Consider the following 25,612-nt stretch of genomic DNA (forward strand, 5'->3'; position numbering starts at 1 on the left):
AACTTTCGTTAGGATATCCAGCAATTCTATCATCATAATTTCTATAGCTACCAAAGAAATTTGTGATATATATTTTGTCAACTTCTTTTGGAATAAAATCAGTTTCAAAAGTTGAATTTAAAAGATAGTTTTCAATTTGTTGTTTATTAAAAATAGAATCTGTTTCTAAATTTTCGATTTCAAATTTTCCATTTCTATTTAAATAGCCGCTTATTTCTATTTGATGAAGTTTGTATTTATTATAAGTTGAATCCTCAAGCGGAATAAATTTTAAGTTAGATAGTTTACTAATACTTTCTGCTATTTTTTCATTAGTAAGAGAGTTTTTGACATCTATTATATATTTATATGGATATTCATAATTTGAAATTTTACTCTTTATAGGTTCAATATTTTTTATTGCAGGATAAATAGAATCAAAATCAATATTAGACTTGATTATTTCACCTTTGTCTAAATCAAAAAGTGTTACCTTTTTTCTGTTATCTATAAGGTAAATAATATCATTTTTATTGAAGATGAAATTTTTAGTTAAAAAAATATCTTTCTCTGATAAAGATTTATTGTACTCTTTGTAGGTAGAAGTATAGTTTTCGAACAAATTTCTATTTTCGGCTTCATAAAATAGTCTGCATTTCTCTTTGTTTTTATCACAATTGGTAAACTCTTCAGAGGAATAAGTTTTAGCTATTTTTCCATCAATATAATAAGTCACATTTCTTTCCTCTAAATCTTTGCTGTTTATATAATTTGTAAAATAGATTATTTTTCTCCCATCATTACTTATTGCAAGGAAGAAAGGAAAATTTTCATTTAAATCAAATGATCTATTTAGTTTATAATATACCTTATTTTGTCTCAAGCTATCACGTTCTCGATTAAAAAATATAATTGATTCACCTTTCAAATTAGGTATAAAATTATCATATGAAATAGATTTTAATTTATATATCCCATTAGAAGAGTAGGTTTCTGAAATTGGAGAAAAGCCAGACCATTGAGAAAAAATGGTAATATAACCTAAAATAAATAGTATGAAGAATATGTAATATTTTATCATTGATTTTATTTGTGTAATTGATATTAAAACTATGAATAAAATTTATCTTTGTGAAAATAATTATTCATCCTCATTCAAAACCTTTATTGAAAAACTGACAATATATTTTATTGGCATAACGTTTGACTTATTTATACTCGCTTTTCTAAATGCTTTAGACAAGATTCAAATCTTAATAATGTTGTTATTATGAAAGGCTTTCGTCAGTTAAAAATAGTTTTACTGACACTTTGAACGTATAAAAAAATTATGAACATAGACAATTTGTCATTAGCACAAGTAATGGAAGAAGAAATCGAATTAATTCCTTTGATGAGTAAAGACGAAGAAAGTAAGCTAAATAAGCAAGATATTTCTTCGGTATTGCCTATTTTATCGTTAAGAAACACTGTCTTATTTCCGGGTGTGGTTGCGCCAATTACCGCGGGTAGAGATAAATCTATACAACTTTTAACACAAGCTTACAAAGAAGATCGCATTATTGGAGTGCTTTCGCAGAAAGAAATTGCTGTGGAAGATCCTACACAAGACGATTTGTATACAGTTGGTACAGTTGCGAAAATCATGCGAATGATAAAATTGCCAGATGGAAACATTACGGTGATTTTACAAGGGATGAAACGCTTCAAAGTTAAAGAATTTGTATCAAATGATCCTTATTTCAAGGCTGAAGTAGAAATTTTGACAGAAAAAGTTCCGACATCACGCAACAAAGAATATCCAATTATTATTGAATCAATTCGTGATTTAGCTTTTCAGATTGTAGAAGAAAATCCAATGTTGCCTTCGGAAGCTGCAGGAGCTATAAAAAGTATCGAAAGTAATACATTTCTAATCAACTTTGTAGCGTCTAATTTGACGTTAAGTTTAGATGAAAAACAGTTGTTATTAGAAATTTCTGATATGAAACTTCGCGCAATGGAAGTGATGCGTTTTATGAATGTTGAGCTTCAGAAATTGGAATTAAAGAATACGATTCAGAATAAAGTTCGCAAAGAATTAGATCAACAACAAAAAGAATATTTCTTAAATCAACAAATCAAATCGATTCAAGAAGAATTAGGAGGGAATTCGACAGAAGAAGAAATTAATGAAATGCGCAAACGTGCTTTAACGAAAAGTTGGAGCGAAGATGTAGCAAATCATTTTGATAAAGAAATCAACCGTCTTTCTCGTCTAAATCCGCAAATGCCAGAACATAATATTCAGCGTAATTACCTTGAATTTATGTTGGATTTACCTTGGAATACCTTGACAAAAGATAACTTTGATATCAAGAATGCAAAGAAAATTTTAGATCATGATCATTATGGTTTAGAAGATGTGAAAGAACGCATTTTGGAGCATCTTGCTGTGTTGAAATTGAAAGGAGATATGCGTTCGCCAATTCTTTGTTTGTATGGACCTCCGGGTGTTGGTAAAACATCGTTGGGGAAATCTATTTCAGAAGCGATTGGGCGCAAATATGTACGTATGTCGTTGGGTGGTTTACACGATGAATCTGAGATTCGTGGTCATCGTAAAACCTATATTGGAGCGATGCCAGGAAGAATTTTACAGTCAATCAAAAAATCTGAATCGTCGAATCCGGTTTTTGTTTTAGATGAGATTGATAAAATGTCGGCTAGTGCGCATGGAGATCCTTCATCAGCAATGTTAGAGGTTTTAGATCCAGAGCAAAATTCAACTTTTTATGATAATTTCTTAGAAATTGGCTACGATTTATCGAAAGTATTTTTCATTGCGACAGCTAATAATATTGGAGATATTCCAAGTCCGTTACGCGATCGTATGGAGATGATTAATATTGCAGGTTATACAATCGAGGAAAAATCTGAAATCGTAAAACGTCACCTTTTACCAAAACAACTAACAGAACATGGCTTGAAAGAGAAAGATGTTGTGTTAGGAAAAAAAGAAATCGAATATTTAATAACAGGTTATACGCGTGAATCTGGTGTTCGTAAATTGAATCAGAAAGTTGCGAAATTAGTTCGTTCAGCTGCAAAACATATTGCGTTGGAAGAAGAATTTAATACTAAATATTCAATCGAAGATATTTCTAAAATTTTAGGACCTTCTATTACACCAGATCAATATGAGAATAATGAGGTTCCTGGAGTTGTAGTAGGTTTAGCTTGGACAAGTGTTGGTGGAGATATTTTATTTATCGAATCTATTTTATCGAAAGCGAAAAATGGTGGACTTTCTATTACAGGAAATTTAGGAACTGTGATGAAGGAATCTGCAACAATTGCATTAGAATACATCAAATCGCATGCGGATGAATTGGGAATTAAACCAGAAGTTTTCGAGAATTATAAAGTTCATATTCACGTTCCGGAAGGAGCAACGCCAAAAGATGGACCATCTGCCGGAATTACAATGTTGACGTCTTTGGTTTCGTCTTTTACACAACGAAAAGTAAAAGCAAAATTAGCAATGACAGGTGAGATCACGCTTCGTGGAAAAGTGTTGCCAGTTGGCGGAATTAAAGAGAAAATTTTAGCGGCAAAACGTGCAAATATCAAAGAAATTATTTTGTGCGAAGATAACCGAAAAGATATTGAAGAAATTAAAGCAGAATACGTAAAAGGAATGACTTTTCATTTTGTAAAAGAAATGAAAGAAGTTTTGGATATTGCTTTAACGAATCAAAAAGTAAAAGGAGCAAAGGTTTTGGATTAATCTATAAATCTTTTTAGAACATATAAAAAGGAACTCAATTTAGAGTTCCTTTTTTGTTTATTATAGAATACTAATATCTTCTAAATTTGGATTTTTAGATTTAATTAAATTAATTTTCCATTCCCGTTTCCAATTTTTCAATTGCTTTTCTCTTAACATATCTTGACTAATTGAAGTAAAATCTTCAAAATAAATTAATGATTTTACATTGTATTTTTGAGTGAAAGCTGAACCAATTCCTTCTTTATGAGCTTCTATTCTTTTAATTAAATTGTTGGTAACTCCAATATAAAAAACAGTTCGATATTTGTTTGTAAGTATATAAACATAATATATTTTCAGAATTCCTTATATGATATGTTCCTGAAACGAATTCAGGATGACTTAGTTAGATAAACTAATTTAAGGATTATTAATGATAATGTAGAGAAAAAATGTCAAGCTGAATTTATTTCAGCTTCGCATCAAGAAAAAAGGAACTCAATTAGAGTTCCTTTTTTAGTTTGTATATAAATCTATAACCAAACAAATTTTTTAGCTTTTTCACTTTCTGGATCAAACCATTCATCACTTATTTCTTTATAAATTGTTTTTCCATTTTTATCTATTTTGATTTGAATCAAATCTCCTATTGGTGCTCCATGTAAATATCTTAATCGACCTAAAGAATCGAATTTTATTTTTCCATTTTGAAGTAATTTATTATATTTCGGAAAAAGAGAAATATTATCTTTTGTTAATCTAATTTGATTCATAACAAGTTTTTAGTCTTAGTTTATCTTATAAGCAATTCCCCAAAAAACTGGCATATTGAAAGGACCACTGTATTTTCCGTAACCAGGAATAACCAAAGGATCAATTCCTTGATCTTTTTTACCTCCAATATAAGCTGCAGGATGCAAGGCTAACTCACCATAAAAATTCTTGAAAATCTCTACACGTCCACCAACCACAGCTTCTATCCAATAACTGCTTACATTCGCTTTTGGCAAACTTCCTGTTCCTGTAATCTCATTCGATTGTAAATCTCTAATCGGATAACTATTGATGGTTTGCGAATATTTAGAATACGCAATTCGTCCACCAATGTAAATTCCGTTCGATTGATTTTCTATATCTTGCGTTATAAACCAGTTTGCACCAAGTTTTGCAAAAACGCCGTCAACATCAACATTCCAATTGATTTCATTGAAATTATTTTTCTCGAAACCAGCTTCTACAGCGGCATGCCACTTATTATTGATTTGATAAGAAGCATAAGCGCTAACTCCTTTTTTATCGTTGAAAGCAGAAACAATTGGATTGAAAATATCTACACCGATAAAAATATCGTGGTATTTTTTTTGGGGAATAGAATCTGTAACCGAAACTTTTGTTGAATCAGTTTTATTTTCTTGACCAAATGCAAAATTAATTGCGCTCGTCAGCAAAAAGCTTAATAATAGTTGTCGAACCATCTTTAATTTCAGTATTTACAGTTTCTATTTTCTTTATCCAATTTCCAGCTCCATTTCCAGTTTTTGTTACCAATTTTACATCAACTCCTTTAAAAGTTAATCCAAAACCACAAGCTTTAGAAGTATAGCCATTTCCAAGCGTATCGTATTTTAAAATCAATCGATCACGTTTTGCAGGAATTGTTCTGATGACTTTACCCGTTATAGAATCTTTTACATCTATATCTGGACCTTGCGCTATAGTATAGTAAATCTCTTTTTTACTATTTTGACGCAAAGTAATTCCGAAACTTGTTTTCCCTAAAGCAGAATTTTTTTCGATTAAGACAGTATCTTTACTCGTTCCTGTAGCTTCTCTAATTCCTTTCGTAATCGAATCATTATAAACATACGCCCAATAATAAATAGAATCTTCCAAAGGAACATTAGTTCCATCATAATACATATCAGCAACCATGCGTGGAACATCACCTTCGTCGGTACAAATATCATCATCTTCACAACTATAAAATGCTAAAGAAATTATAGAAGCAAAAATTGAGTAGGCTAGAAAACGTTGAATATTTTTCATTTTTTTTTTGATTGAATTTTAAATTCGCTCTAAAAGTACAATATTTTCTACATGATGTGTTTGTGGAAACATATCAACTGGTTGAACTTTAACAATTTTATATTGATCTTTCATCAATTCTAAATCGCGCGCTTGTGTAGCAGAGTTACACGAAACATAAACAACACGTTTAGGATTCATAAACAAAATATTTTCAACCACTTTTTTATGCATTCCATCACGTGGAGGATCAGTAATAATTACATCTGGAATTCCGTGTTCGTTAATGAAATCTTGATTCAATACATCTTTCATATCACCACAATAGAAATCACAATTATCAATTCCATTAAATTTTGCTGCCGCTTTTGCTGCATCAATTGCTTCTTGAACAGATTCTACACCAACTACTTTTTTCGCTTTTTTCGAAACGAATTGCGCAATTGTTCCAGTTCCAGTATATAAATCGTATACTAATTCATCTCCAGTTAAACCTGCAAAATCACGTGTTAATTTATATAATTCGTAAGCTTGTTCTGGATTTGTTTGATAGAAAGATTTTGGACCAATTTTGAAGTTCAAATCTTCCATCTTTTCCATAATATGATCATCTCCAGCAAAAACTTCGATATCTAAATCATAAACAGAATCGTTTTGTTTTGGATTGATTGCATACAATAAAGATGTGATTTCAGGGAATTTATCTTTCAAGTTTTGTAAGAAAGCTTCACGATTTTCTTTCTCTTCTCGGAAGAATTGAACCAAAACCATTACTTGTCCATTCTGAGAAGTACGAATCATTAATGTTCTTAATAAACCTTCTTGATTTTTTAAATCGAAGAAATCTAAATGATGCTCTAATGCAAAACGTTTTGCTTCGACACGAATCGCATTAGAAGGATCACGTTGCAAGTGACATTTTGTAACATCCAAAACTTTAGACCAAGCACCAGGAATATGGAATCCAACTACGTCACGGTCGTCAAATTCTTTCCCAGACTGAATTTCTTCTAACGTTAACCAACGTGCATTAGAAAAAGTAAACTCTAATTTATTACGGTAAAAATATTGTTCTTTAGAACCTAAAATTGGAACAATTTCAGCATCTAAATCTTTGAAACCTCCGATACGAACCAAATTGTTAACCACTTCGTCATGCTTAAATTTTAATTGCGCATCATAGCTCATATCTTGCCATTTACAACCACCGCAAACACCAAAATGCTCACATTCTGGCTGAACGCGATAAGGAGATTTTGTGTGAATTTCGATTGCTTGTCCTTCTAAATAGCTGCTTTTTTTCTTCAAAACGTGTACATCTACAACGTCTCCTGGAATTGCGCCTTTTATCAGAACCGTTTTTCCTTCCTCTGTTTTACCAACCGATACACCTTTTGCACCAGCACGTAAAACTTCTATATTATTTAATATGATTTTTTGTTTCGCTTTTCTTGACATTTTGCAAAGGTAAGCAAGTCCCCGAAATATTCAATTTTTTATCTTTTTTTGGAATCAATCTTTGTATTTTAAATAAAATTTTTACTTTTACAACATAAAATCTATCGGTTTTATAGATTATTATTATATTGAATAAACTTATTTAGGATAATTTTCTTTAAATTGTTTGAAAAATAGGTTTGTTATTTAAACTATTCTATTAATTATATTTATTTAGAAAAATAATATAATTTTGAACTCAGAAATGTAACATGAAAAATGAAAAAAATAGTATTTAATATGTCAATGTATATGTGTCGCTCTTTACAAGAGGTGGAATATGTTGTGATGTATTAATTACGAAAATAATAGTTCATGAACTCCTCTAAAATTTTGAGGAGTTTTTTATTGTCAAAAAATAAGTTAGAAAGTTAGAAAGAATGTCAAGTCAAGAAAAAAATTATTTAAATCAATTAGAAGACGAAGCAATCTACATTCTGAGAGAAACAGCTGCTCAATTTGAGCGTCCAGCATTGTTATTTTCAGGAGGAAAAGATTCGATTGTTTTGATTCATTTAGCTTTGAAAGCCTTTCGTCCAGGGAAATTTCCTTTTCCTTTAGTACACGTAGATACAGGACACAATTTTCCTGAAGCGATAAAATTTAGAGATTATTTGGTTGATAAAATCGGTGAAAAATTGATTGTAGCCTCTGTAGAAAATGCTATAAAAAAATATAATCTGAAAGAAACTTCTGGCCGTTTTCCTTCTCGTAATGCCTTACAAACGTATGCGTTATTAGATGTGATTGAAGAAAATGAATTTGATGCATGTATTGGAGGAGCTCGTCGCGATGAAGAAAAAGCACGTGCAAAAGAGCGTATTTTCTCAGTTCGTGATGATTTTGGCCAATGGGACCCGAAACTTCAACGTCCTGAATTGTGGAATATTTTGAACGGAAGAATTGAAAAAGGACATAATGTTCGTGTTTTTCCGATTAGCAATTGGACAGAATTAGATGTTTGGAATTATATCAAACAAAATAACATCGAATTGCCAAATTTATACTTTGCTCACGAGCGTGAATGTATTGTTTACAATGATAAATTAATAGCGACTTCAGATTTTATTCAGCCAAATGCAGACGATGAAGTTGTGGTAGAAAAAGTACGATACAGAACGGTTGGTGATATGACGTGTACAGCGGCTGTACCTTCAGATTCTTCTACGATTGAAGATATTATTATTGATATTATCAATACAAGAATTAGCGAAAGAGGACAAACTCGTTTGGATGATCAATTGTCAGAATCGGCGATGGAAGAACGTAAAAAACAAGGTTATTTCTAAGTCAAAATTTTTTTAAACAAAACTCTATAATATCTATAGGAATTAAGTAAAATGAATGCATTAAAATTTATAACAGCAGGAAACGTAGACGATGGTAAAAGTACTTTAATAGGGCGTTTACTTTACGATTCGAATAGTATTCACACCGATCAATTGGGTGTTTTAGAAAAACGTAAATCAAATGAAGACGACGAAATTGATTTGTCTTTGATTACAGATGGTTTACGTGCCGAGCGCGAACAAGGAATTACAATAGACGTAGCGTACAAATATTTTTCGACTGCAAAACGAAAATTTATTATTGCAGATGCGCCTGGACATGAGCAATACACGCGAAATATGATTACAGGAGCTTCAAATTCAGAGTTGATTATTATTTTGGTTGATGCACGTAAAGGAATCACTTCTCAAACAAAACGTCATGCAAGTATTGGATCGTTAATGGGAATTAAAAAAGCAATTATCGCCATTAATAAAATTGATTTGGTTGATTATTCACAAGATATTTTCGAAAAGATAAAAAATAATTTTCAACAAATTCAAGATCAATTGAATTATGATGAAGTAACTTTTATTCCAGTTTCTGCTTTGGTTGGCGATAATATTGTCGAAAAATCTGCAAAAACGCCTTGGTACAATGGAGAAACATTATTGCATCAATTGGAAACAATTTCGATTGAAACAGATAAAAATTTAGCAGCTCGTTTTCAGGTTCAATGGGTAATTCGTCCAAAAGATGAAGAGCATCACGATTATAGAGGTTATGCGGGGCAAATTTTGAGTGGAGCCTACAAAGTTGGGGATTCTATTAAAGTTTATCCATCAAATATCGAATCAAAAATTGTTAAAATAGAACGTCATTTGGAAGAAGTACAACATGCTGAAGCAGGAGAAAATGTTGTGATTCATCTCGAAAATAATATAGATATCAGTAGAGGAGACACAATTGTAAAAACTTCCGAAGAACCGCAAACTACAAATGTGCTAAAAGCGTGGATTTGTTGGTTAGACAATAATGCATTACAACAAGGAAAAACGTATGTGTTGCAACATCGTTTTCATTCGGTTCGTGCAAAAATCAAAACAATCGATCAACAATGGGATATTAATAATTGGGAATTTATTCCATCTGAAGAAATCAAGTTAAATGATATTGGACAAGTTGTTTTAAAAACAAATCAACCTTTATTTTTTGATTCTTTCAAAGAAAATATTCATACAGGAAATGCCATTTTGATTGACGAAACAACGAAAAATACAGTCGCTGCTTTGATGTTTATTGATTAAAACATCAATTAAATCTTATCAATCAACTTATTTATTACAAACATGCAAACAACAATAGGAAAAGTAATTTTGGCTGGCGCTGGTCATGGAGATCCAGAATTGGTGACGCTCAAAACATTAAATTATATCAAAAAAAGCAGATGTTATTTTGACAGATCGCTTGGTTTCTCCAGTGTTAATAGACGAATATGCGTCAAAAGATGCGTTGGTTATTTATGTCGGAAAACAATGTTCGAAAGGCATTCATACGCCTCAAAAAGATATTAACGATATGATGATTGAGTTTGTAATGCAAGGAAAATTAGTGGTTCGATTGAAAGGAGGTGATGCTTCACTTTTCTCTAATATTTTGGACGAATTAGAAACCTTGAAAAAAAATCATGTTCCGTACGAAATAATTCCAGGTATTTCGGCTGCTTTTGGTGCTGCAGCTTACACGAGAATTCCATTGACAGCGCGAAATCATTCGAAAGGAGTTCGCATGTTGACGTTGTGCGATTTGAAATCTATTGAACACAAACAATGGAAAGATTGGGCAAAAACGTCTGATACATTGGTTTTTTATATGAGTGTACAGCGTTTGCAAACTTTAGCTGATCAGTTGATTTTGAATGGAATTGATACCGAAAAAGGTTTAGCAGTTATTCAACAAGCGACAACTCCAGATCAGAAAACGCAAGTTTTTTATTTTTGAAAATATTGTAGAAAAACATTTACCAACCTTTGATTTTGTACCAACTTTAATTATCGTTGGTCATGTTGTTAATTTGCATCAATCATTCGCTTGGTTAGATGAACAACCAACTTCCAACTCATATTTTGATAACCATAAAACAACAATTTCTTATGCTAGCTAACGAAAAATTGAACTTAGTAAAAAGTTTAGTCAAAGAATTATCACGTGACGAAATTATTTGGACAAATGGTTATTTGGCTGGATTAGTTGCAAATCAAACACAAGAAGTACCTCAAGAACAAAAAGTTTTAACCTCAATCAAACCTACAATAATCTATGGAACTGAAACAGGAAATGCGAAGAAATTAGCTAATCAATTGCTTGGAATTTTTAAGATGAATAAAATTCAAGCCAAAGCGATTGAAGCGTTTCAATATCCACTCGAAAAAATTGAAAAGGAAGAATTCTTAATTCAAATTTTTAGTACGCAAGGAGATGGAGATTTACCTCAAAATGCGCAAAAATTCTATGATAATTTGAGTAACTCTGATCTAAAATTAAATCAAACTAAGTTTGCTGTTTTTGGTTTGGGCGATACTTCTTATCCGTTTTTCTGTAAATCAGGAGAAGAAATTGATGAATTATTTGGAAAACTAGGCGCACAACGCGTTTTCGATTTGGTAAAAGTAGATTTAGATTATCAAGAAATTGCCGAAAATTGGTTTGCGGATATTTTAAAAACTATTCAATCAGAAGGAAATTCAACGGTTGTACAATCTCAAAAATTGCAAAATTCTTCAACGCAGAAAAAATCGTACGAAGGAATTATAAAAGATGAAATCGTTTTGAATGATAGAGATTCAAACAATGAAACGTATCATATCGAAATAGCAGTTGATGAGCAAGTAGATTACGAACCAGGTGATGCTTTGGGTGTTTATCCAAAAAATAATCAAACCGAAATTTTAACGATTGCAAAATTTTTCAATGAAGAAAATCGCGCAAAAGAACTTGAAGAAAAAAATATTAGAGCACTTTCTAAAAAATCAATCGATCAATTTGCAACAATTTTAAATGTAGAAATTCTTGAAACTAAGATTGATTTAATTGATTTATTATCAAAATATTATTCGTCAGAATCTACAATGAAATTTGATGATATTTTAAATCTTTTGCATCCAATTGCACCACGTTTATATTCGATTTCATCATCGAATGAAGCATATGATAATGAAATTCATTTAACGGTTAGTCTGAATACTTTTTCAGTTTCTGATCAACAAAAAACTGGATTATGTTCTCAGTTTTTAGCAGATTTTGAGCATGATAAATCCATAGAATTTTACATTCATAAAAATAAAAATTTCAAACTTCCAGATGAAAATCAATCGGTAATTATGATTGGTCCGGGAACAGGAATTGCACCTTTTCGTAGTTTTTTGACACATCGTGATGCAATTGGCGCAGAAGGTAAAAACTGGTTGTTTTTTGGTGAACAACATTTTGTTTCGGATTTCTATTATCAAACTGAAATTCAGGAATGGCTTTCAACGGGAGTTTTAAGCAAATTAGATACAGCTTTTTTGAGAGATCAAAAACATAAAATTTATGTGCAAGATCGAGTGAAAGAACGAGGAAAAGAACTTTAAAATAGGTTAAACGAAAGTGCGTATTTGTATGTCTGCGGTCAAAAAGACGGAATGAGTACAGATGTAGAAAGTGCTTTGATCGAATTAATAGCAAAAGAATCAAATCAAGATGAGGTTTCAGCGAAAAATTTTCTGGAACAATTGGAAGAAGAAGGTCGCTACCAAAAAGATGTTTACTAATCAACCAATAACTAATAAAATGAGTATAGAAAAACAATCTCCTATAGAAGGAATTAAAATAAAAAGTGACGGACTTCGCGGTACGTTAAAAGAAAGTATAGAGCTAGATAATCACACTGGAAATGTACGTGCAGATGACGAAGCTTTGGTGAAATTTCACGGAATGTATGTGCAAGATGATCGCGATAGACGAGAAGAACGCGCAGAAAAAAAGTTAGACAAATTGTATTCGTTTATGATTCGTTTGCGTATTCCGGGTGGAATTATTGACGCTGATAAATGGTTGGCAATTCACGAAACTTCTGAACAATATGGAACAGGCGTTTTAAAAATTACAACGCGTCAAACCATTCAATTGCACGGAATTTTGAAACATCAATTGCGTCCAACTTTACAATCGTTTGACCAAGCAACGTTAGATTCTATCGCAGCTTGTGGCGATGTAAACCGAAATGTAATTGCGAGTTCTCATCCGTTGCTTTCGCCAATTCATGCTCAAATTCATGCATATGCAGATAAATTATCAAAACATTTGTTGCCTAAAACACAAGCTTATTATGAGATTTTTGTGGATAATGAAAAGATTTACGAACGCGAAACAGAGAAAGATGATTTGTATGAAGACCGCTATTTACCTCGAAAATTTAAAATTGCAATTGCTATTCCGCCAACTAATGATGTAGATGTTTTTGCAAATGATTTGGGACTGATTGCGATTATCGAAAATAATGAATTGAAAGGTTTCAATATCGCTGTTGGTGGAGGTTTGTCAACAACTCACGGAAATCCAAATACATATTCGCGTTTATCAACCGAAATTGGTTTTGTTGATTCTGAAGAAAAAGTGTTGAAAGTTGCTTATGAAGTATTGACAATTCAGCGTGATTTTGGGAATCGTGGCGATCGAAAATTAGCGAGACTAAAGTATACAGTTGATAAATTAACGGTTGATGGTTTCAAGTCTGAATTAGAAAAACGTGTTAGTTTTAAATTAGAGCCTTCTCAGCCTTATCAATTTACGGAGCGTTCTGATATTTATGATTGGCGACAAGTGAATAACAGAATGTGGTATTACACTTTATTTGTGGAGAATGGAGTTGTACAGTCTAATCAGAAAGCATTTTTACATGAATTGGCTTTATTAAATATCAATAATTTTATTTTTATAGCGAATCAAAATTTATTGTTAGGTGAGATTTCAATTGAAAATAAAGCTATAGTTGAACAGCTTTTAGAAAAGTATTCTATTCACAAAGATATTAGTGAACTTAGAAAAAATTCGATGGCATGCGTGGCTTTACAAACTTGTCCATTGGCTTTAGCAGAAGCGCAACGTTATTTGCCAGAATTGGTGAATAAAATAGAGCCTTTGCTAGAAAAACATCAACTTCAAAATGATGATATTTCTATTTGTATGACGGGCTGTCCAAATGGTTGCGGTCGTTCGTATGTTTCGGAAATTGGTTTTGTAGGGACTTCTGCTGGACATTATAATTTGAGGTTGGGTGGAGATCGATATGGTGTTCGTTTGAATAAAATTTATAAAGAAAAAGTCAATGAGACTGAGATTTTGAATGAGCTAGATCAAGTTTTCGAAAGTTATACAAATGAAAAAATAGACAATGAAACATTCGGAGATTTTACCTATCGAAAATATTTTTCGGTTAATTAGTTAAATCCCTTTAAGAACAATGAAAAATAATTTATTCCCGATATTTTTAAAAACAGAACATTTGCGCTTCCTGATTGTTGGCGGAGGAAATGTAGGATTAGAAAAGGTTACGACGCTAATCAAACAAAATCCTTCGATCAATTTGAAAGTTGTAGCAAAGGATTTTAAACAAGAATTGAAAGATATTTTTGCTCAACATTCAACAATTAAACACGAAACTCATGCGTTCGAATCGAGTGATTTGGAGGATGTAGATTTAGTGATTGTTGCAACCGATAACAAAGAAACTTCGCAAGAAGTGAAGCAAAAAGCAAATGAAAAAGGAATTTTGGTTAATGCAGCTGATCAGCCAGATTTGTGCGATTTTTATTTAGGTTCGATTGTGAATAAAGGTCATCTTAAAATTGCGATTTCTACAAATGGACAATCTCCTATAATGGCAAAACGTTTGAGAGAGTATTTTTCTGATGTTATTCCAGATTCAATTGATGAAAACATTGAAAGTTTAAATAAAATCAGAAACAATCACAAAGGAGATTTTAATCAAAAACTAACTGATTTGAATCATTTAACGTCTTCATTCGAAGGGAAAAAATCGACAAAAAAATACAAACGTTTAGTAACCGAAATTACCTTGGTATTCTTCGCATTATTCTTAGGATATGCTTTGTCATCAATCGTCAGTTTTTCGGAAGCGAAAGATTTTGTGATTCACATTCCAAATGTTTTTTACATTATGTTGGCTGTTGGCTTTTTCGCTCAAATGGTAGACGGAGCAGTTGGCTTGGGATATGGTGTAACGTGTTCCACAAGCATGATGTTGTTTGGTGTCAATCTGCCCTCGATAAGTGGTAGTATTCATACTGCCGAAATGTTTTCGAGCGGAATTAGTGGTTTTTCGCATTATAGATTTGGAAATGTAAACAAAAAATTATTATTGGCATTGGCTATTCCAGGTGTTATTGGAGCAGTTTCGGGATCATTATTATTGGTTTATTTGGGAAACAAATATGAAACAATTACTTACGGAATTTTAGCTTCGTATACGTTGATCATCGGAATTCGATTAATTATTTTAGCATTCAGAAAAAAAATCGAACGCAAAAAAGTAAAACGGGTTGGATTTTTAGGATTTGCTGGAGGTTTTTTAGATGCTTTTGGTGGTGGAGGTTGGGGACCTGTCGTGACATCAACTTTATTAGCAAAAGGAAAAAAATCAAACTTAGTAGTAGGAACAGTTAGTTTAGCCGAGTTTTTTGTGACACTTTCTGCATCGTTGACTTTTTTTGCAGCTTTGGGCGTAAGTCATGGTTTTATCATTGCAGGTTTAATAATTGGAGGAGCTTTAGCAGCGCCAATTGCTGCGAAATTAGCAGGCAAAATACCTCAGAAAGTTGCTATTTTGGCTGTAGCTTTTTTAGTGATCACATTTAGTATTCGAATTCTTTTTAAAATTTTCTAAATTTTATATATCATTTCTAACAATCAAAACACTCTTCATCTCGCATGTTGAGTGTTTTTTATTGTTCATTATTTAAGACATATTTAGTTAAAATATATTTTGTGACAGGTTTCAATGTTTTACCATTTTCGGAATGTAAACCATAATTGGTAAAAAATTCTACTTCACCATTTTTCTTTGTATACCAAACTTTATCAAGTGCATTTTTAAAATTTAAAGTATCAGGTTTTGTGATTTTCTTCAATTGAAAAACAGCTTCGTTATATGGAACAGCATTCATTTGTGGCGAAGTTTTTTCGCATTCTATTTCTTCATAATGATTTTCTTTCCAAACCATACAAGACGAATTTTGATTCATTGAATTAAGAAATAATCCTCCGCTAGCCAAAATCATAGCAATACCACTTCCAGCAATTACTTTATTTCGTTGAAGTTTTATTTTCTGAAAGAAATTATTCTTTTTTGATGGAAGATTAATTATTGATTCTTCTTCAGAAATATTATTATCTATTATTGGTCTACGGATGCGATTTCTTCTACATTAACTTCTTTTTCTTCATTTTTTTGTCTGCTGATTTTTTTGATTAAAATCTCCAAAACTTTCATAACCGATATAATGAGCAAGAATGTTTAATAAATCAGGACTTATTTCCTTCTTTAAATTATTTTCTTTCACGAAATCATCAAAATATCTTGAAAAAAGATTTGCTTGTTATAGGATAATTATAATCATCTGAAATTACTTTTTCTAAATGCACAGACATTCCATTTTTACTTCAACTCCCAAATTCATTTTTTGCTTTCTCAAAAACTTTTTCGAATAGATATTTTTTCGTAGACATTTCATTTTTAATTCTTTTACAAAGTAGACAAATTTTGGACAAAATAAATTACGGTTTACCGTAAAACAAGCTGTCCAATAATTGTCCAAAACTTGTCTATTGTTTGTTTAACAGCGACTTTGTGTTCTGTATTTACTTTGCAATAGAAATCAAAACAAAAACAAAAAACTTGATTTCTGAAAACGTAGTCTCGAAAATAGTTGAGGTGATTTGAAGGGAAGCATTTTTCCTGAATTGTTCTCAAGACTACAAAAAACTTCCTACTAAAGAAGCGCTTCTTTTTTCTCGTGTACACTACTCGCAATCTGTTTTGTGAGGAAGAGCACCTATATCAAAAAATTAAAAATTTAAGCTATGTTAGAATTATTATTCGCTTTATTGGGATTCTTTTTACCAAATCAAAATGCAAACACAATTTCACAAGATCAACATCCAGTTGTACAAACTTCATCAGATAGTATAGACGGTGATACAAATGGAGAAAAAGGGGATGTTCCTGTGAAAAAATAAATCATCAACGGATAGAGTAATCTATCCGTTTTTTGTTTAGCTTTAGGTTGTAAATATGGAGATTTGAGAAAAATTTTATTTTTTTATTTTATACTTTTTATTATTTCATGTCAACAGTCTAAAAACAAAGAGATTGAGCAGGATAATTTAGATAATAAAGCTTATGATAAAGCATGGAAGTTTTATGAAAAACAAGAGAATGATAGTGCTTATGTTTATTTTAATAAAGCATATTCAGAATTTATAAAACTGAATAACAAACATCAAGCATCAAAATGTTTGATAAATATGGCTTTTATTTCTAAAGATCAAGGAGATTGGTTTGGAAGCCAAGAATTAATTATTTCTTCGGTAAAATTATTAAACCCTAAAATAAGTGAAGAAAAAGAAACACTTTCTAGTGCATATAATATTTTAGGGCAAACTTCTCATGATTTAGGAAATTTTAATGATGCTATAGATTATTATCAAAAAGCAATTGATTTTTCTAAAGAAAAAGATGTTTATATTATCAATCAAAATAACATTGCAAATAGTTATCGTTACGATAAGCAGTATGATGAAGCGATAAAGATTTACCAAGAATTACTAAAAGATAAGAATACAATTGAAAATCCAAAAGAATATGCGCGAATTACTGATAATTTAGCATATACCAAATGGTTAAAAGACAATAAGTCCAATGTTATAAATGAATTAAATAAAGCGTTAAATATTAGATTAAAGGAAAATGATTTGTGGGGACAAAATGCAAGTTATGCGCATTTAACAGATTATTTTTCAAATTTAGATTATAAAAAAGCCTTGGACTATGCTTATAAAAGAAAACAAATTGCTTTCGAAAATAAGAGTGCGGGCGATAAATTAGAAGTTTATCAACAACTTATTTTATTAGACAATCCTACAAATGCAAAACAATATTTTGAAGCTTATCAAAAGCTAAACGATAGTATTCAGTTAGAACGTAACAGAGCGAAAAATCAATTTGCGTTGGTGCGTTATGATTCGGAGAAAAATCGTGCAGATTTTTTGAATGCTGAAGCAGAGAATGAAAAGAAGAAAAATGATATTTTAAAACTTTACATTCTAATCGGTTTATTGATCGTTTTGTTTGTTTTTGGATATTTTTTGTACAGAAAAAGAAAGCAAAAATTAGAGCAAGAGAAAGTTTTGTTGCAACAAGAAAAGGTTTTGGAAGTCAAAAAAACAGAACTGAAATATTCTAAAAAAGTACACGATAAAGTGGCGAACGGAATTTATCATGTGATGTCTGATATTGAGAATAAATCAGAATTTAATCGTGATCAAATTTTAGATAAATTGGAGGTGGTTTATGAAATTTCGCGCGATATTTCCTATGATAGGATTGATGAAAATCAACAAGAAAATTTTGCAGAAAAATTAGCACAATTGATAAGTTCTTATGATTCGGAACAAGTCAAAATATATTTGATTGGAAATGAAAAAGAACTTTGGAGAAACGTAAAAGATTATGCTAAAACAGAGGTTTTCTTAGTGATGCAAGAATTGTTGACGAACATGAAAAAACATAGCGAAGCTTCACGAGTTATACTAAATTTTAAAGAAGAAAACCAACAAATTATTATCAATTATTCAGATAATGGAATTGGGATTTCGGACTTAAAACCTAAAAATGGTTTGCAAAATACGGTTTCACGTATTTCTAATCTAAACGGAGATGTTATTTTTGAAACTGAAAATGTGAATGGTCTAAAAATTAAGATCATATTTCCAATTCAATAACCTAAATAAAAAGTATGTTTAAAAAAGTATTAATTGCAGAAGATTTTGAGAGTTTTAATATTTCGATTCAGAAAGTTTTAAAAGATTTACATGTAGAAAATCCTGATTATGCTTTTTATTGTGATGATGCATTCTTGAAAGTGAAAAAAGCATTGCACGACAATCAACCTTATGATTTATTGATTTCTGATTTGTCTTTTGAAGAAGATCATCGCGAGCAAAACTTGAAAAGTGGACGAGATTTAATTGAAGCTGTAAAAGCAATTCAGCCAAATTTGAAAGTGATTGTTTTTTCGGTAGAAAAGAAAGCGGATATGGTGGATAATCTTTTCAAGGAATACCATATAGATGGGTTTGTGGCGAAAGGAAGAGAAGATTCGAAAGAGTTGAAAAAAGCGATACAAACTGTTTTTGCGGGCGGAATGCATTTGGAATTGGACATGAAACGTAGTATCAAACAAAAAAATACGTATGAAATAACTTCGTATGATGTTACGTTAGTTTCTTTGCTTTCGAATGGAATTTTACTAAAAGATATTTCAAATCACTTAAAACAAAATAATATCAAACCTGCAAGTCTAAGTAGTGTAGAAAAGAGATTGGGCTCATTAAAAGAGTCGCTACAAATTACAAGTAATCATCAATTGGTTGCGTTTTTCAAAGATTTGGGAAGTATTTAACCCAAATCTTTACACCATTTATCTACAAAAATCTGTTGCAATTGCTCAATTTCTTTTTCGTAAATCGTATTTTTTCGTGAACCAAAATAGAGTGTATTTTCCAACGGTTTTTCACCTTGCCAAACCAATTTTATTTTACCAGAATTTAGTGCTTCTTGACATAAAAAGTCGGGAACAATAGAAAAGCCATTTCCATCGCTCAAACAACGAATAATAGAACTGATATTTGGGACAATATAATTTGGTTTGAAATCTGGATGTTCTTTAAAATTTTCTTTCCAAAAATGTTGCTCCGCAGCAGCTAATTTTTGAATCGGTTCTAAAATAAAATTATACAAAATTTTTCCTTTTTCAGTCGGAACCATTTTTCGCGCCGATCAATCAAATAATTTGTAGCCCGTATAGGCTTCTAACGAATTGAGATGTAAGCTAAAACCAGGTTGTGAAATAAATAATTGTTGCGCAGCAGCAGATAAAGTCCCAGTTTCATAAATTGCTTTAAATGTTCTGAACCATTCAAGATTTGATTGCTTAACTTCTAAATTTTAATTTTCATCATAAGGTAAATCGTCAGGATCTACATCAATATAATCGGGGTTTGGTAAGGTCGAAAGTCGATACGCTTTTATTGTTTTCAAATCCAATAAATTTGCTTTTACAACACGATGCATTCCGTCCATCAATTTTCCATAAGGACAAACAATAATTTGCTGTGATTTAGAAAATTATAATTAAAACAAAACCCTCCATTTTTAGGAGGGTTTTAAATTTTATTCTGCAAGAAGTTTTTTTATATCTTCTTTTAAAAATTCTATTTCAGGATGATATTTTCCAGCTAGAGAAGGTTCTTTTCCTTCAGGATCTTTGTAATTCAGTCCCGAATAAAACAGTATTGGAACACCCATTTTATCATATCGACTTCTGATATTTCCTTGTTTATCAACCAATGCAAGTTTTCCGCTGTGATTTAGACCTTCGGCAGTTGTTTCGTCTTTTCCAACATAAATATTGAATTTATCCGAAAGTTGCTCAATTTCTTCTCGATCCGAAGTCAAATAATGCCAATTCGGTGATTTTACACCAATTTGTTTTGCATATTCTAACAATCGTGCAGGTGTATCTCGTTTTGGATCAATTGTAATCGAAATAAAACCAAGGTTTGCATCATTTATTTCATCTTCTATTGTGCGTAAATTGTTACTCATTACTGGGCAAATCGTTGGACAACTTGTAAAGAAAAATTCTACAACGTACACTTTTCCTAACATATCACGATTTGTAATCGTTTGATTATTTTGATTTGTCATCGAAAATTCCGGAACTTTCATTACCGTGTAAAGTTCATCTTTAGGCTTATTTTTTAGCCAAAAAACAGTTCCTATAACGCCTAAAATAATAACAATAACGGCTATTAATTGTTTATTCATGGATATGTTTTTCAGGATTTTTTAGAAACTCTTCTTTGCACATTGTCGAACAAAAACCATACGTTTTTCCTTGGTAATTAGCTGTGTCACTCAAATGATCTGCAGTTTTCATTCCGCAAATTGGATCAACTTCGTTCACAACCGCAACATCCAATTTAGTTACAGCTTTCATTTCTTCGTGAGAAACATGCTTTACTTCAAAATTCTCTTGTTTTGTTTGCTCTTTATTACAAGAAAATAATGCAAACCCTAAGACTATTAAAGAGAATGTGTTTTTTAAATTTTTCATTTTAGATTGTTTATTTGTTTTTAATTAATTGTTATCTGATTCTATAGTTTAGATCTATAAAAGAAAAATTAAACAATTGGAGGATGAAAAACTAAACGAATAATATAGTTAGAATTAATATCTTGATAATGATCAGTTGATAATTTATTTTTTTGCGTAAAATACTTTTTTGGAGAAATAATTTGTTTTTGAGGAACAATCGCATCTAAAATTTTGACCGAATTTTTGACAAAATGATTTTCTGGCTGATTCTTTTCACTTTTCGAAATTTCTTCTTTCAAATAGCAAAAACCATTACAAAGTAATTCAGGTTTTTCTCGATTTTCACAAAGTTCATTTGCGATTTCTTCATAATTTAAAACATAATCTATCATCGGCATTAAAGGACGAAATGCGATAGAAAATATGAGTGATATGAAAAATAGTATGCGCAAAAAACTAATTTATTGACAAATTTAACCAAATTGATTGAGGTTGAATATGATAAAATTTATGATTTTAAAAGAAAGATTTATCATAATCTTCACTTTTATGTTCTGTAAAATTTTTACCTTAAAAAAGATTTTACAATCTATAAATATTTATGAAAAAAAGTAAGATTTTAGATTTTACAACAACCGAAGAACTAATGCATTTTTTGGTCGAAAATCAAGAAGAAAATCCTCTCTATAAAAATGTGATAAAGAAGTTTGAATATGAAAATGAGTTACTAAAACTGCAATCAGAGTTAGTAAATCTTCAAAATTGGATTTCGACAGAAAAGAAAAAAGTTGCAATCATTTTCGAAGGACGAGATGCTTCAGGAAAAGGAGGTACAATTCGCCGTTTTCGCGAGCATCTTAATCCGCGTTCTATGCGTGTTGTTGCATTGAATAAACCTACAGAAGTCGAACAAAATCAGTGGTATTTTAATCGTTATATCAAAGAGTTACCAAATGCTGGTGAAATTGTTTTTTTTGACAGAAGTTGGTACAACAGAGCAGTTGTAGAGCCAGTTATGGGATTTTGTACCGAGCAACAATATGAGCAATTTATGGTGCAAGTTTCAGAATTTGAACATATGTTGTACGAATCAGGGACATATATTGTCAAATTGTGGTTTTCTGTGACTAAAGAGGAGCAGCAAACACGTTTTGATTCGAGGTTAAATAATCCGCTTAAAAAGTGGAAATATAGTCCAGTCGATGCAAAAGGACAAGAGCTTTGGGATGAATTTTCGCATTATATCAATCAAATGTTTACGCGCACGCACAACTCTTTTTCGCCTTGGATTATTGTCAACGCAAATGATAAAAATACGGCAAGATTAGAATCTATTCGTTATGTGCTTTCTTTGTTTAATTATAAAGGAAAAGAGGATGCCGAAGTAAATTTAATGGTAGATCCAAATGTGATTGAACGTTATTATCGAATGGTAAAAGAATTGAATCATTAATTTTAAATTGTAAGAAAATGGAGCTAAAACCGAAAGATTTAAAATTAATCGAAACCAAAAAAGGTCTTGTTGGACTTTTACAATCTGATCATGGAAAGTTGAATTTTGCGAAAGCCTTGCGTACTGTAAAATATGAAAATAGGATAGAGCAATTACAAGAAGAATTGATAAAATTACAAACTTGGGTAGCCGAAAATAAACGAAAAGTTGTGATTGTTTTTGAAGGTCGAGATGCAGCTGGGAAAGGAGGTGCAATTCGTCGAATTGTAGAACATCTAAATCCTCGTGAACATAGAATTATAGCACTGCCAAAGCCTAATGAAGTAGAACGAGGACAATGGTATTTTCAACGTTATGTTCGTCAGTTACCACGTGCAGGAGAAATTGTTTTTTTTGATAGAAGTTGGTACAATAGAGCTGTTGTAGAGCCTGTAAATGGGTTTTGTACACAAGAGGAATATGAAACTTTTATGAACGAGGTAAATGATGTCGAGAAAATGTGGATTAATTCGGGAATATATTTGATTAAAATTTATTTTTCGATTACAAAAGAACAACAAGCAAAACGTTTTGCAGATATTGTAAATTCACCAACCAAACGATGGAAGTATAGCTCTGTAGATCAAAAAGCGCAAGATTTGTTTGATGTTTATTCAGCTTATAAAGATGTAATGTTTACGAAAACAAATACAGATTTTGCTCCTTGGAAAATCATTGATGCCAACAAAAAGTACAAGGCTAGAGTAGAGGCGATGGAATATATTTTGTCTAAAATACCTTATGATGATAAAAATAAACGTATTTTGAAACATCAAAACTTAGAAGAAGAAAATTAATTATCAAACCTAAAACTATGGCTGAATTTGATTTAAATGATTTAGAAAAAATAAATAATAAGCAAGAAATCATTGATTTTTTGGTTAGACATGATATTATAAAAGAAAAGAAGTTCAAAGAACAACTCGCTTATGAGAAAGAATTAAAAGAACTTCAAGAAAAATTGTTAGAAATACAATCTAAAGTTATTCAAGAGAATAAACGTGTGTTAATTATTTTTGAAGGTCGTGATGCAGCTGGAAAAGGAGGAACAATTTCGAGAATAACAGAATTTCTAAACCCTAAAAAATATCGTGTTGAAGCATTACCAAAGCCGACTGAAATAGAACAAGGACAATGGTATTTTCAGCGATATTTTAAAGAATTACCAAATGCAGGTGAAATTGTATTCTTTGATCGTTCTTGGTATAATCGTGCTGTTGTAGAGCCTGTTTTCGGATTTTGTACGGAAGAACAACATACAAAGTTTATGAAACAAGTAGTAGAAGTAGAAAAGCTTTTGCAAGATGATGGAATTATTTTGGTTAAAATTTTCCTGTCGATTTCGAAAGAAGAACAAGCAGAACGATTACAAGATCGGAAAGATGACGAATTGAAACAATGGAAATTAGGGGCATTGGATCAAAAGGCACAAGAGTTATGGGATGTTTATACCAATTACATTGACAAAATGTTTCAGCAAACAGGAACAGAAAGTTCATCTTGGCTAGAAATTGTGACAGATGATAAAAAAACTGCTCGACTTTTAGCGATGAAATCAGTCGTAGCACAATTAACAAATCAATCTTTTGAAAATGATTTAATAAAAATTCATTCATAAAAGAAAGAGAATCATTTGTATAATCAAGATTTTTGATTAATTTTGCATCCACATTGTTCAACCTCTGACGAAAGACGTTTAAGTTGCTCAATTCAAATAAATTGAAATTATAATAATGGAAAATTTAGTAAAATACGTACAAGAGAAATACGTAGCTAAAAAAGAGTTCCCAGCTTTCGCAGCAGGTGATACTATTACAGTTTATCAAGAAATTACAGAGGGTGGAAAAACTCGTGTTCAGTTCTTTAAAGGGGTTGTTATCCAAAGAAGAGGACAAGGAACTACAGAAACTTTCACAATCCGTAAAATGTCTGGAGATGTTGGTGTAGAGCGTATCTTCCCAGTTAACATGCCAGCGTTACAAAAAATTGAAGTAAACAAAAAAGGTAAAGTTCGTAGAGCTCGTATCTTCTACTTCAGAGCATTACGTGGTAAAAAAGCTCGTATCAAAGACGCTGCTTACTAAAAACTGCTTTTTTAGGAAAAATATAAAATCCGTTCGATTATCGAACGGATTTTTTTTGGCTGATTTTGAAAGTTTAATATAAAATATTAAATTTTACCATTTCTTAACATTCTATTAAGAGTTGAAAAAATAGTTTAATATTTTATTGAAACAAGTAATCCCTAAAATTATTCTATATATTCTTTTATTACTTGGTTTATTTTTGTATTTGAATTGTAGAGTAATTCTTAAGTGTTTTTTTTAATACTTTTATTGTTAACAATTTTAACACAAGAGATGAGAAAAAAACAATTTAGAATTTTTAGTCTTCTTTTTGTTCTTGGATCGTTTGCTTATGCTCAAACTACAGGTCATGTAAAAGATTCTGATGGTTTTCCAGAAGCAGATGTAGAGGTAAAAATAAAAGGGACTGATAAGGCAGCTTACACAGATGAAAATGGAGATTTTAATATTGATGCCAAAATCGGTGATATTTTAATTATTAAAGGCAAGGAAATTACCGTTACTTCTGAGAATTTAGGAGATTTATCCACTCAATTAAATCCTAAAAGTGAGAATATAGATTTAGGAACTGCAGTTGTAACTGGATATTCTACACAACGTAAGGAAGAGGTAACCGCTGCAGTTTCTGTTGTAAATGCAAAAGACTTAATGGATGCTAAATCTCCGAACATTACCAATTTATTACAAGGTAAAGTTGCAGGTCTTAGAATTACAAGTAGCTCTGGACAACCAGGTTCAACGGCTTCATTACGTTTAAGAGGAAAAACAAGTATTTCTGCAGGAACAGATGCTTTATGGGTAGTTGATGGAGTGATTTATCATGGAACACCAAATATTAATCCAAATGATGTTGAAACAATTTCTGTATTAAAAGATGCTGCTGCAACTGCGCAATATGGTTCTCGTGGAGCGAATGGAGTAGTAGTTGTAACAACTAAAAGAGCCAGAGGAAATGGATTGGTTGTAAATGCAGATTATTCTACAAGTTATAATCGTTTCAATCCAGGGAAATTCGAAGTAATGAACGGAAATGAATTATATAATTTGTTTCTGTCGTACTTCATGACTTCGT

At 31.2% G+C, this 25,612-nt stretch carries 27 protein-coding genes and 1 pseudogene; 16 read left to right on the top strand and 12 right to left on the bottom strand.

The window, feature by feature from the left end; translation table 11 throughout:
* Positions 1-1,060, bottom strand: a 1,060-nt coding sequence (locus B2X73_RS04615) for a hypothetical protein (protein WP_291077489.1), incomplete at its 3' end; no start/stop codon positions are given.
* Between the two features lie 249 nt (positions 1,061-1,309).
* On the opposite strand from B2X73_RS04615, the gene lon reads away from it, so the two are divergent.
* A complete protein-coding gene (gene lon / locus B2X73_RS04620) occupies positions 1,310-3,748 on the top strand; it encodes an endopeptidase La (protein ID WP_280049909.1) in 2,439 nt (812 codons plus the stop codon).
* A gap of 60 nt (positions 3,749-3,808) precedes the next feature.
* Here lon and B2X73_RS04625 read toward each other — a convergent pair whose 3' ends face one another.
* The 5 genes from B2X73_RS04625 to rlmD form a co-directional block, all read right to left on the bottom strand.
* On the bottom strand, positions 3,809-4,093 hold the full coding sequence (locus B2X73_RS04625; RefSeq protein ID WP_312068481.1) for a GIY-YIG nuclease family protein: 285 nt from the start codon (positions 4,091-4,093) through the stop codon (positions 3,809-3,811).
* A 170-nt stretch (positions 4,094-4,263) separates the two neighbouring features.
* On the bottom strand, positions 4,264-4,503 hold the full coding sequence (locus tag B2X73_RS04630) for a hypothetical protein (RefSeq protein WP_286496285.1): 240 nt from the start codon (positions 4,501-4,503) through the stop codon (positions 4,264-4,266).
* Positions 4,504-4,518: 15 nt separating this feature from the next.
* Positions 4,519-5,205, bottom strand: a complete 687-nt coding sequence (locus tag B2X73_RS04635; protein WP_286496284.1) for a DUF6048 family protein — start codon at positions 5,203-5,205, stop codon at positions 4,519-4,521.
* Positions 5,159-5,776 carry a DUF6452 family protein gene (locus tag B2X73_RS04640; RefSeq protein ID WP_221856671.1) on the bottom strand — a complete coding sequence of 206 codons (618 nt, stop codon included), beginning with the start codon at positions 5,774-5,776 and terminating at the stop codon, positions 5,159-5,161. The genes B2X73_RS04635 and B2X73_RS04640 overlap by 47 nt, the downstream gene beginning before the upstream one ends.
* Before the next feature lie 18 nt (positions 5,777-5,794).
* Positions 5,795-7,213, bottom strand: coding sequence for a 23S rRNA (uracil(1939)-C(5))-methyltransferase RlmD (rlmD, locus tag B2X73_RS04645; protein WP_221856669.1), 1,419 nt, complete (start codon positions 7,211-7,213; stop codon positions 5,795-5,797).
* Between the two features lie 419 nt (positions 7,214-7,632).
* On the opposite strand from rlmD, the gene cysD reads away from it, so the two are divergent.
* From cysD to B2X73_RS04680, 7 genes are all read left to right on the top strand, one after another.
* On the top strand, positions 7,633-8,541 hold the full coding sequence (cysD, locus tag B2X73_RS04650; RefSeq protein ID WP_219035044.1) for a sulfate adenylyltransferase subunit CysD: 909 nt from the start codon (positions 7,633-7,635) through the stop codon (positions 8,539-8,541).
* Positions 8,542-8,592: 51 nt separating this feature from the next.
* Positions 8,593-9,828 (top strand): sulfate adenylyltransferase subunit 1, encoded by a 1,236-nt coding sequence (locus B2X73_RS04655; RefSeq protein WP_219035045.1) that lies wholly within the window; start codon positions 8,593-8,595, stop codon positions 9,826-9,828.
* Positions 9,829-9,976: 148 nt separating this feature from the next.
* The gene (locus B2X73_RS04660; RefSeq protein WP_260509644.1) at positions 9,977-10,522 is read left to right on the top strand and encodes a uroporphyrinogen-III C-methyltransferase; all 546 of its coding nucleotides are present in this window, start codon (positions 9,977-9,979) and stop codon (positions 10,520-10,522) included.
* Positions 10,523-10,674: 152 nt separating this feature from the next.
* Positions 10,675-12,153 (top strand): diflavin oxidoreductase, encoded by a 1,479-nt coding sequence (locus B2X73_RS04665; RefSeq protein ID WP_291046685.1) that lies wholly within the window; start codon positions 10,675-10,677, stop codon positions 12,151-12,153.
* A gap of 51 nt (positions 12,154-12,204) precedes the next feature.
* Entirely contained in the window at positions 12,205-12,333 is a 129-nt protein-coding gene (locus B2X73_RS04670; protein ID WP_291046682.1) for a hypothetical protein, read from the top strand.
* Between the two features lie 19 nt (positions 12,334-12,352).
* Positions 12,353-14,005 (top strand): NADPH-dependent assimilatory sulfite reductase hemoprotein subunit, encoded by a 1,653-nt coding sequence (locus B2X73_RS04675; protein ID WP_286496281.1) that lies wholly within the window; start codon positions 12,353-12,355, stop codon positions 14,003-14,005.
* Between the two features lie 19 nt (positions 14,006-14,024).
* Positions 14,025-15,467: a TSUP family transporter gene (locus B2X73_RS04680; protein WP_221856661.1), complete on the top strand. Its 1,443-nt coding sequence runs from the start codon at positions 14,025-14,027 to the stop codon at positions 15,465-15,467.
* A 58-nt stretch (positions 15,468-15,525) separates the two neighbouring features.
* Here B2X73_RS04680 and B2X73_RS04685 read toward each other — a convergent pair whose 3' ends face one another.
* Positions 15,526-15,825 carry a hypothetical protein gene (locus B2X73_RS04685; protein ID WP_291095855.1) on the bottom strand — a complete coding sequence of 100 codons (300 nt, stop codon included), beginning with the start codon at positions 15,823-15,825 and terminating at the stop codon, positions 15,526-15,528.
* An 838-nt stretch (positions 15,826-16,663) separates the two neighbouring features.
* On the opposite strand from B2X73_RS04685, the gene B2X73_RS04690 reads away from it, so the two are divergent.
* The 3 genes from B2X73_RS04690 (at position 16,664) to B2X73_RS04700 (ending at position 19,263) form a co-directional block, all read left to right on the top strand.
* A complete protein-coding gene (locus B2X73_RS04690) occupies positions 16,664-16,819 on the top strand; it encodes a hypothetical protein (protein WP_291046670.1) in 156 nt (51 codons plus the stop codon).
* 63 nt (positions 16,820-16,882) lie between these two features.
* Complete coding sequence (locus B2X73_RS04695) at positions 16,883-18,583, top strand: tetratricopeptide repeat-containing sensor histidine kinase (RefSeq protein WP_291050833.1); 1,701 nt, start codon at positions 16,883-16,885, stop codon at positions 18,581-18,583.
* A gap of 14 nt (positions 18,584-18,597) precedes the next feature.
* Entirely contained in the window at positions 18,598-19,263 is a 666-nt protein-coding gene (locus tag B2X73_RS04700) for a response regulator (RefSeq protein ID WP_221856653.1), read from the top strand.
* Here the strand turns inward: B2X73_RS04700 and B2X73_RS04705 are convergent.
* The 5 genes and pseudogenes from B2X73_RS04705 to B2X73_RS04725 form a co-directional block, all read right to left on the bottom strand.
* Positions 19,260-19,793: pseudogene (locus B2X73_RS04705) on the bottom strand (LysR family transcriptional regulator); the annotation flags it as partial. The gene B2X73_RS04700 and the pseudogene B2X73_RS04705 overlap by 4 nt on opposite strands.
* A gap of 15 nt (positions 19,794-19,808) precedes the next feature.
* A complete protein-coding gene (locus B2X73_RS04710; protein WP_257468223.1) occupies positions 19,809-19,943 on the bottom strand; it encodes a hypothetical protein in 135 nt (44 codons plus the stop codon).
* Between the two features lie 90 nt (positions 19,944-20,033).
* A complete protein-coding gene (locus B2X73_RS04715; RefSeq protein WP_219035054.1) occupies positions 20,034-20,690 on the bottom strand; it encodes an SCO family protein in 657 nt (218 codons plus the stop codon).
* On the bottom strand, positions 20,683-20,979 hold the full coding sequence (locus B2X73_RS04720) for a YHS domain-containing protein (protein ID WP_219035055.1): 297 nt from the start codon (positions 20,977-20,979) through the stop codon (positions 20,683-20,685). Before B2X73_RS04720 ends, B2X73_RS04715 begins: the two co-directional genes overlap by 8 nt.
* A gap of 68 nt (positions 20,980-21,047) precedes the next feature.
* Entirely contained in the window at positions 21,048-21,353 is a 306-nt protein-coding gene (locus B2X73_RS04725; protein WP_125348816.1) for a hypothetical protein, read from the bottom strand.
* Positions 21,354-21,607: 254 nt separating this feature from the next.
* Between B2X73_RS04725 and ppk2 (B2X73_RS04730) the strand changes: the two genes are divergently transcribed.
* The 5 genes from ppk2 (B2X73_RS04730) to B2X73_RS04750 all read left to right on the top strand — a co-directional run.
* Entirely contained in the window at positions 21,608-22,414 is an 807-nt protein-coding gene (gene ppk2, locus B2X73_RS04730; protein ID WP_312150877.1) for a polyphosphate kinase 2, read from the top strand.
* A gap of 17 nt (positions 22,415-22,431) precedes the next feature.
* The gene (gene ppk2 / locus B2X73_RS04735) at positions 22,432-23,250 is read left to right on the top strand and encodes a polyphosphate kinase 2 (RefSeq protein ID WP_125348818.1); all 819 of its coding nucleotides are present in this window, start codon (positions 22,432-22,434) and stop codon (positions 23,248-23,250) included.
* 17 nt (positions 23,251-23,267) lie between these two features.
* A complete protein-coding gene (ppk2, locus tag B2X73_RS04740) occupies positions 23,268-24,071 on the top strand; it encodes a polyphosphate kinase 2 (protein ID WP_291046653.1) in 804 nt (267 codons plus the stop codon).
* Positions 24,072-24,186: 115 nt separating this feature from the next.
* Positions 24,187-24,537 (top strand): 50S ribosomal protein L19, encoded by a 351-nt coding sequence (rplS, locus tag B2X73_RS04745; protein WP_019975296.1) that lies wholly within the window; start codon positions 24,187-24,189, stop codon positions 24,535-24,537.
* Positions 24,538-24,813: 276 nt separating this feature from the next.
* Positions 24,814-25,612, top strand: a 799-nt coding sequence (locus B2X73_RS04750) for a TonB-dependent receptor plug domain-containing protein (RefSeq protein ID WP_219035057.1), incomplete at its 3' end; no start/stop codon positions are given.

It is taken from the genome of Empedobacter sp. UBA7252 (genome assembly GCF_002472765.1).
Lineage (GTDB): Bacteria > Bacteroidota > Bacteroidia > Flavobacteriales > Weeksellaceae > Empedobacter > Empedobacter falsenii_B.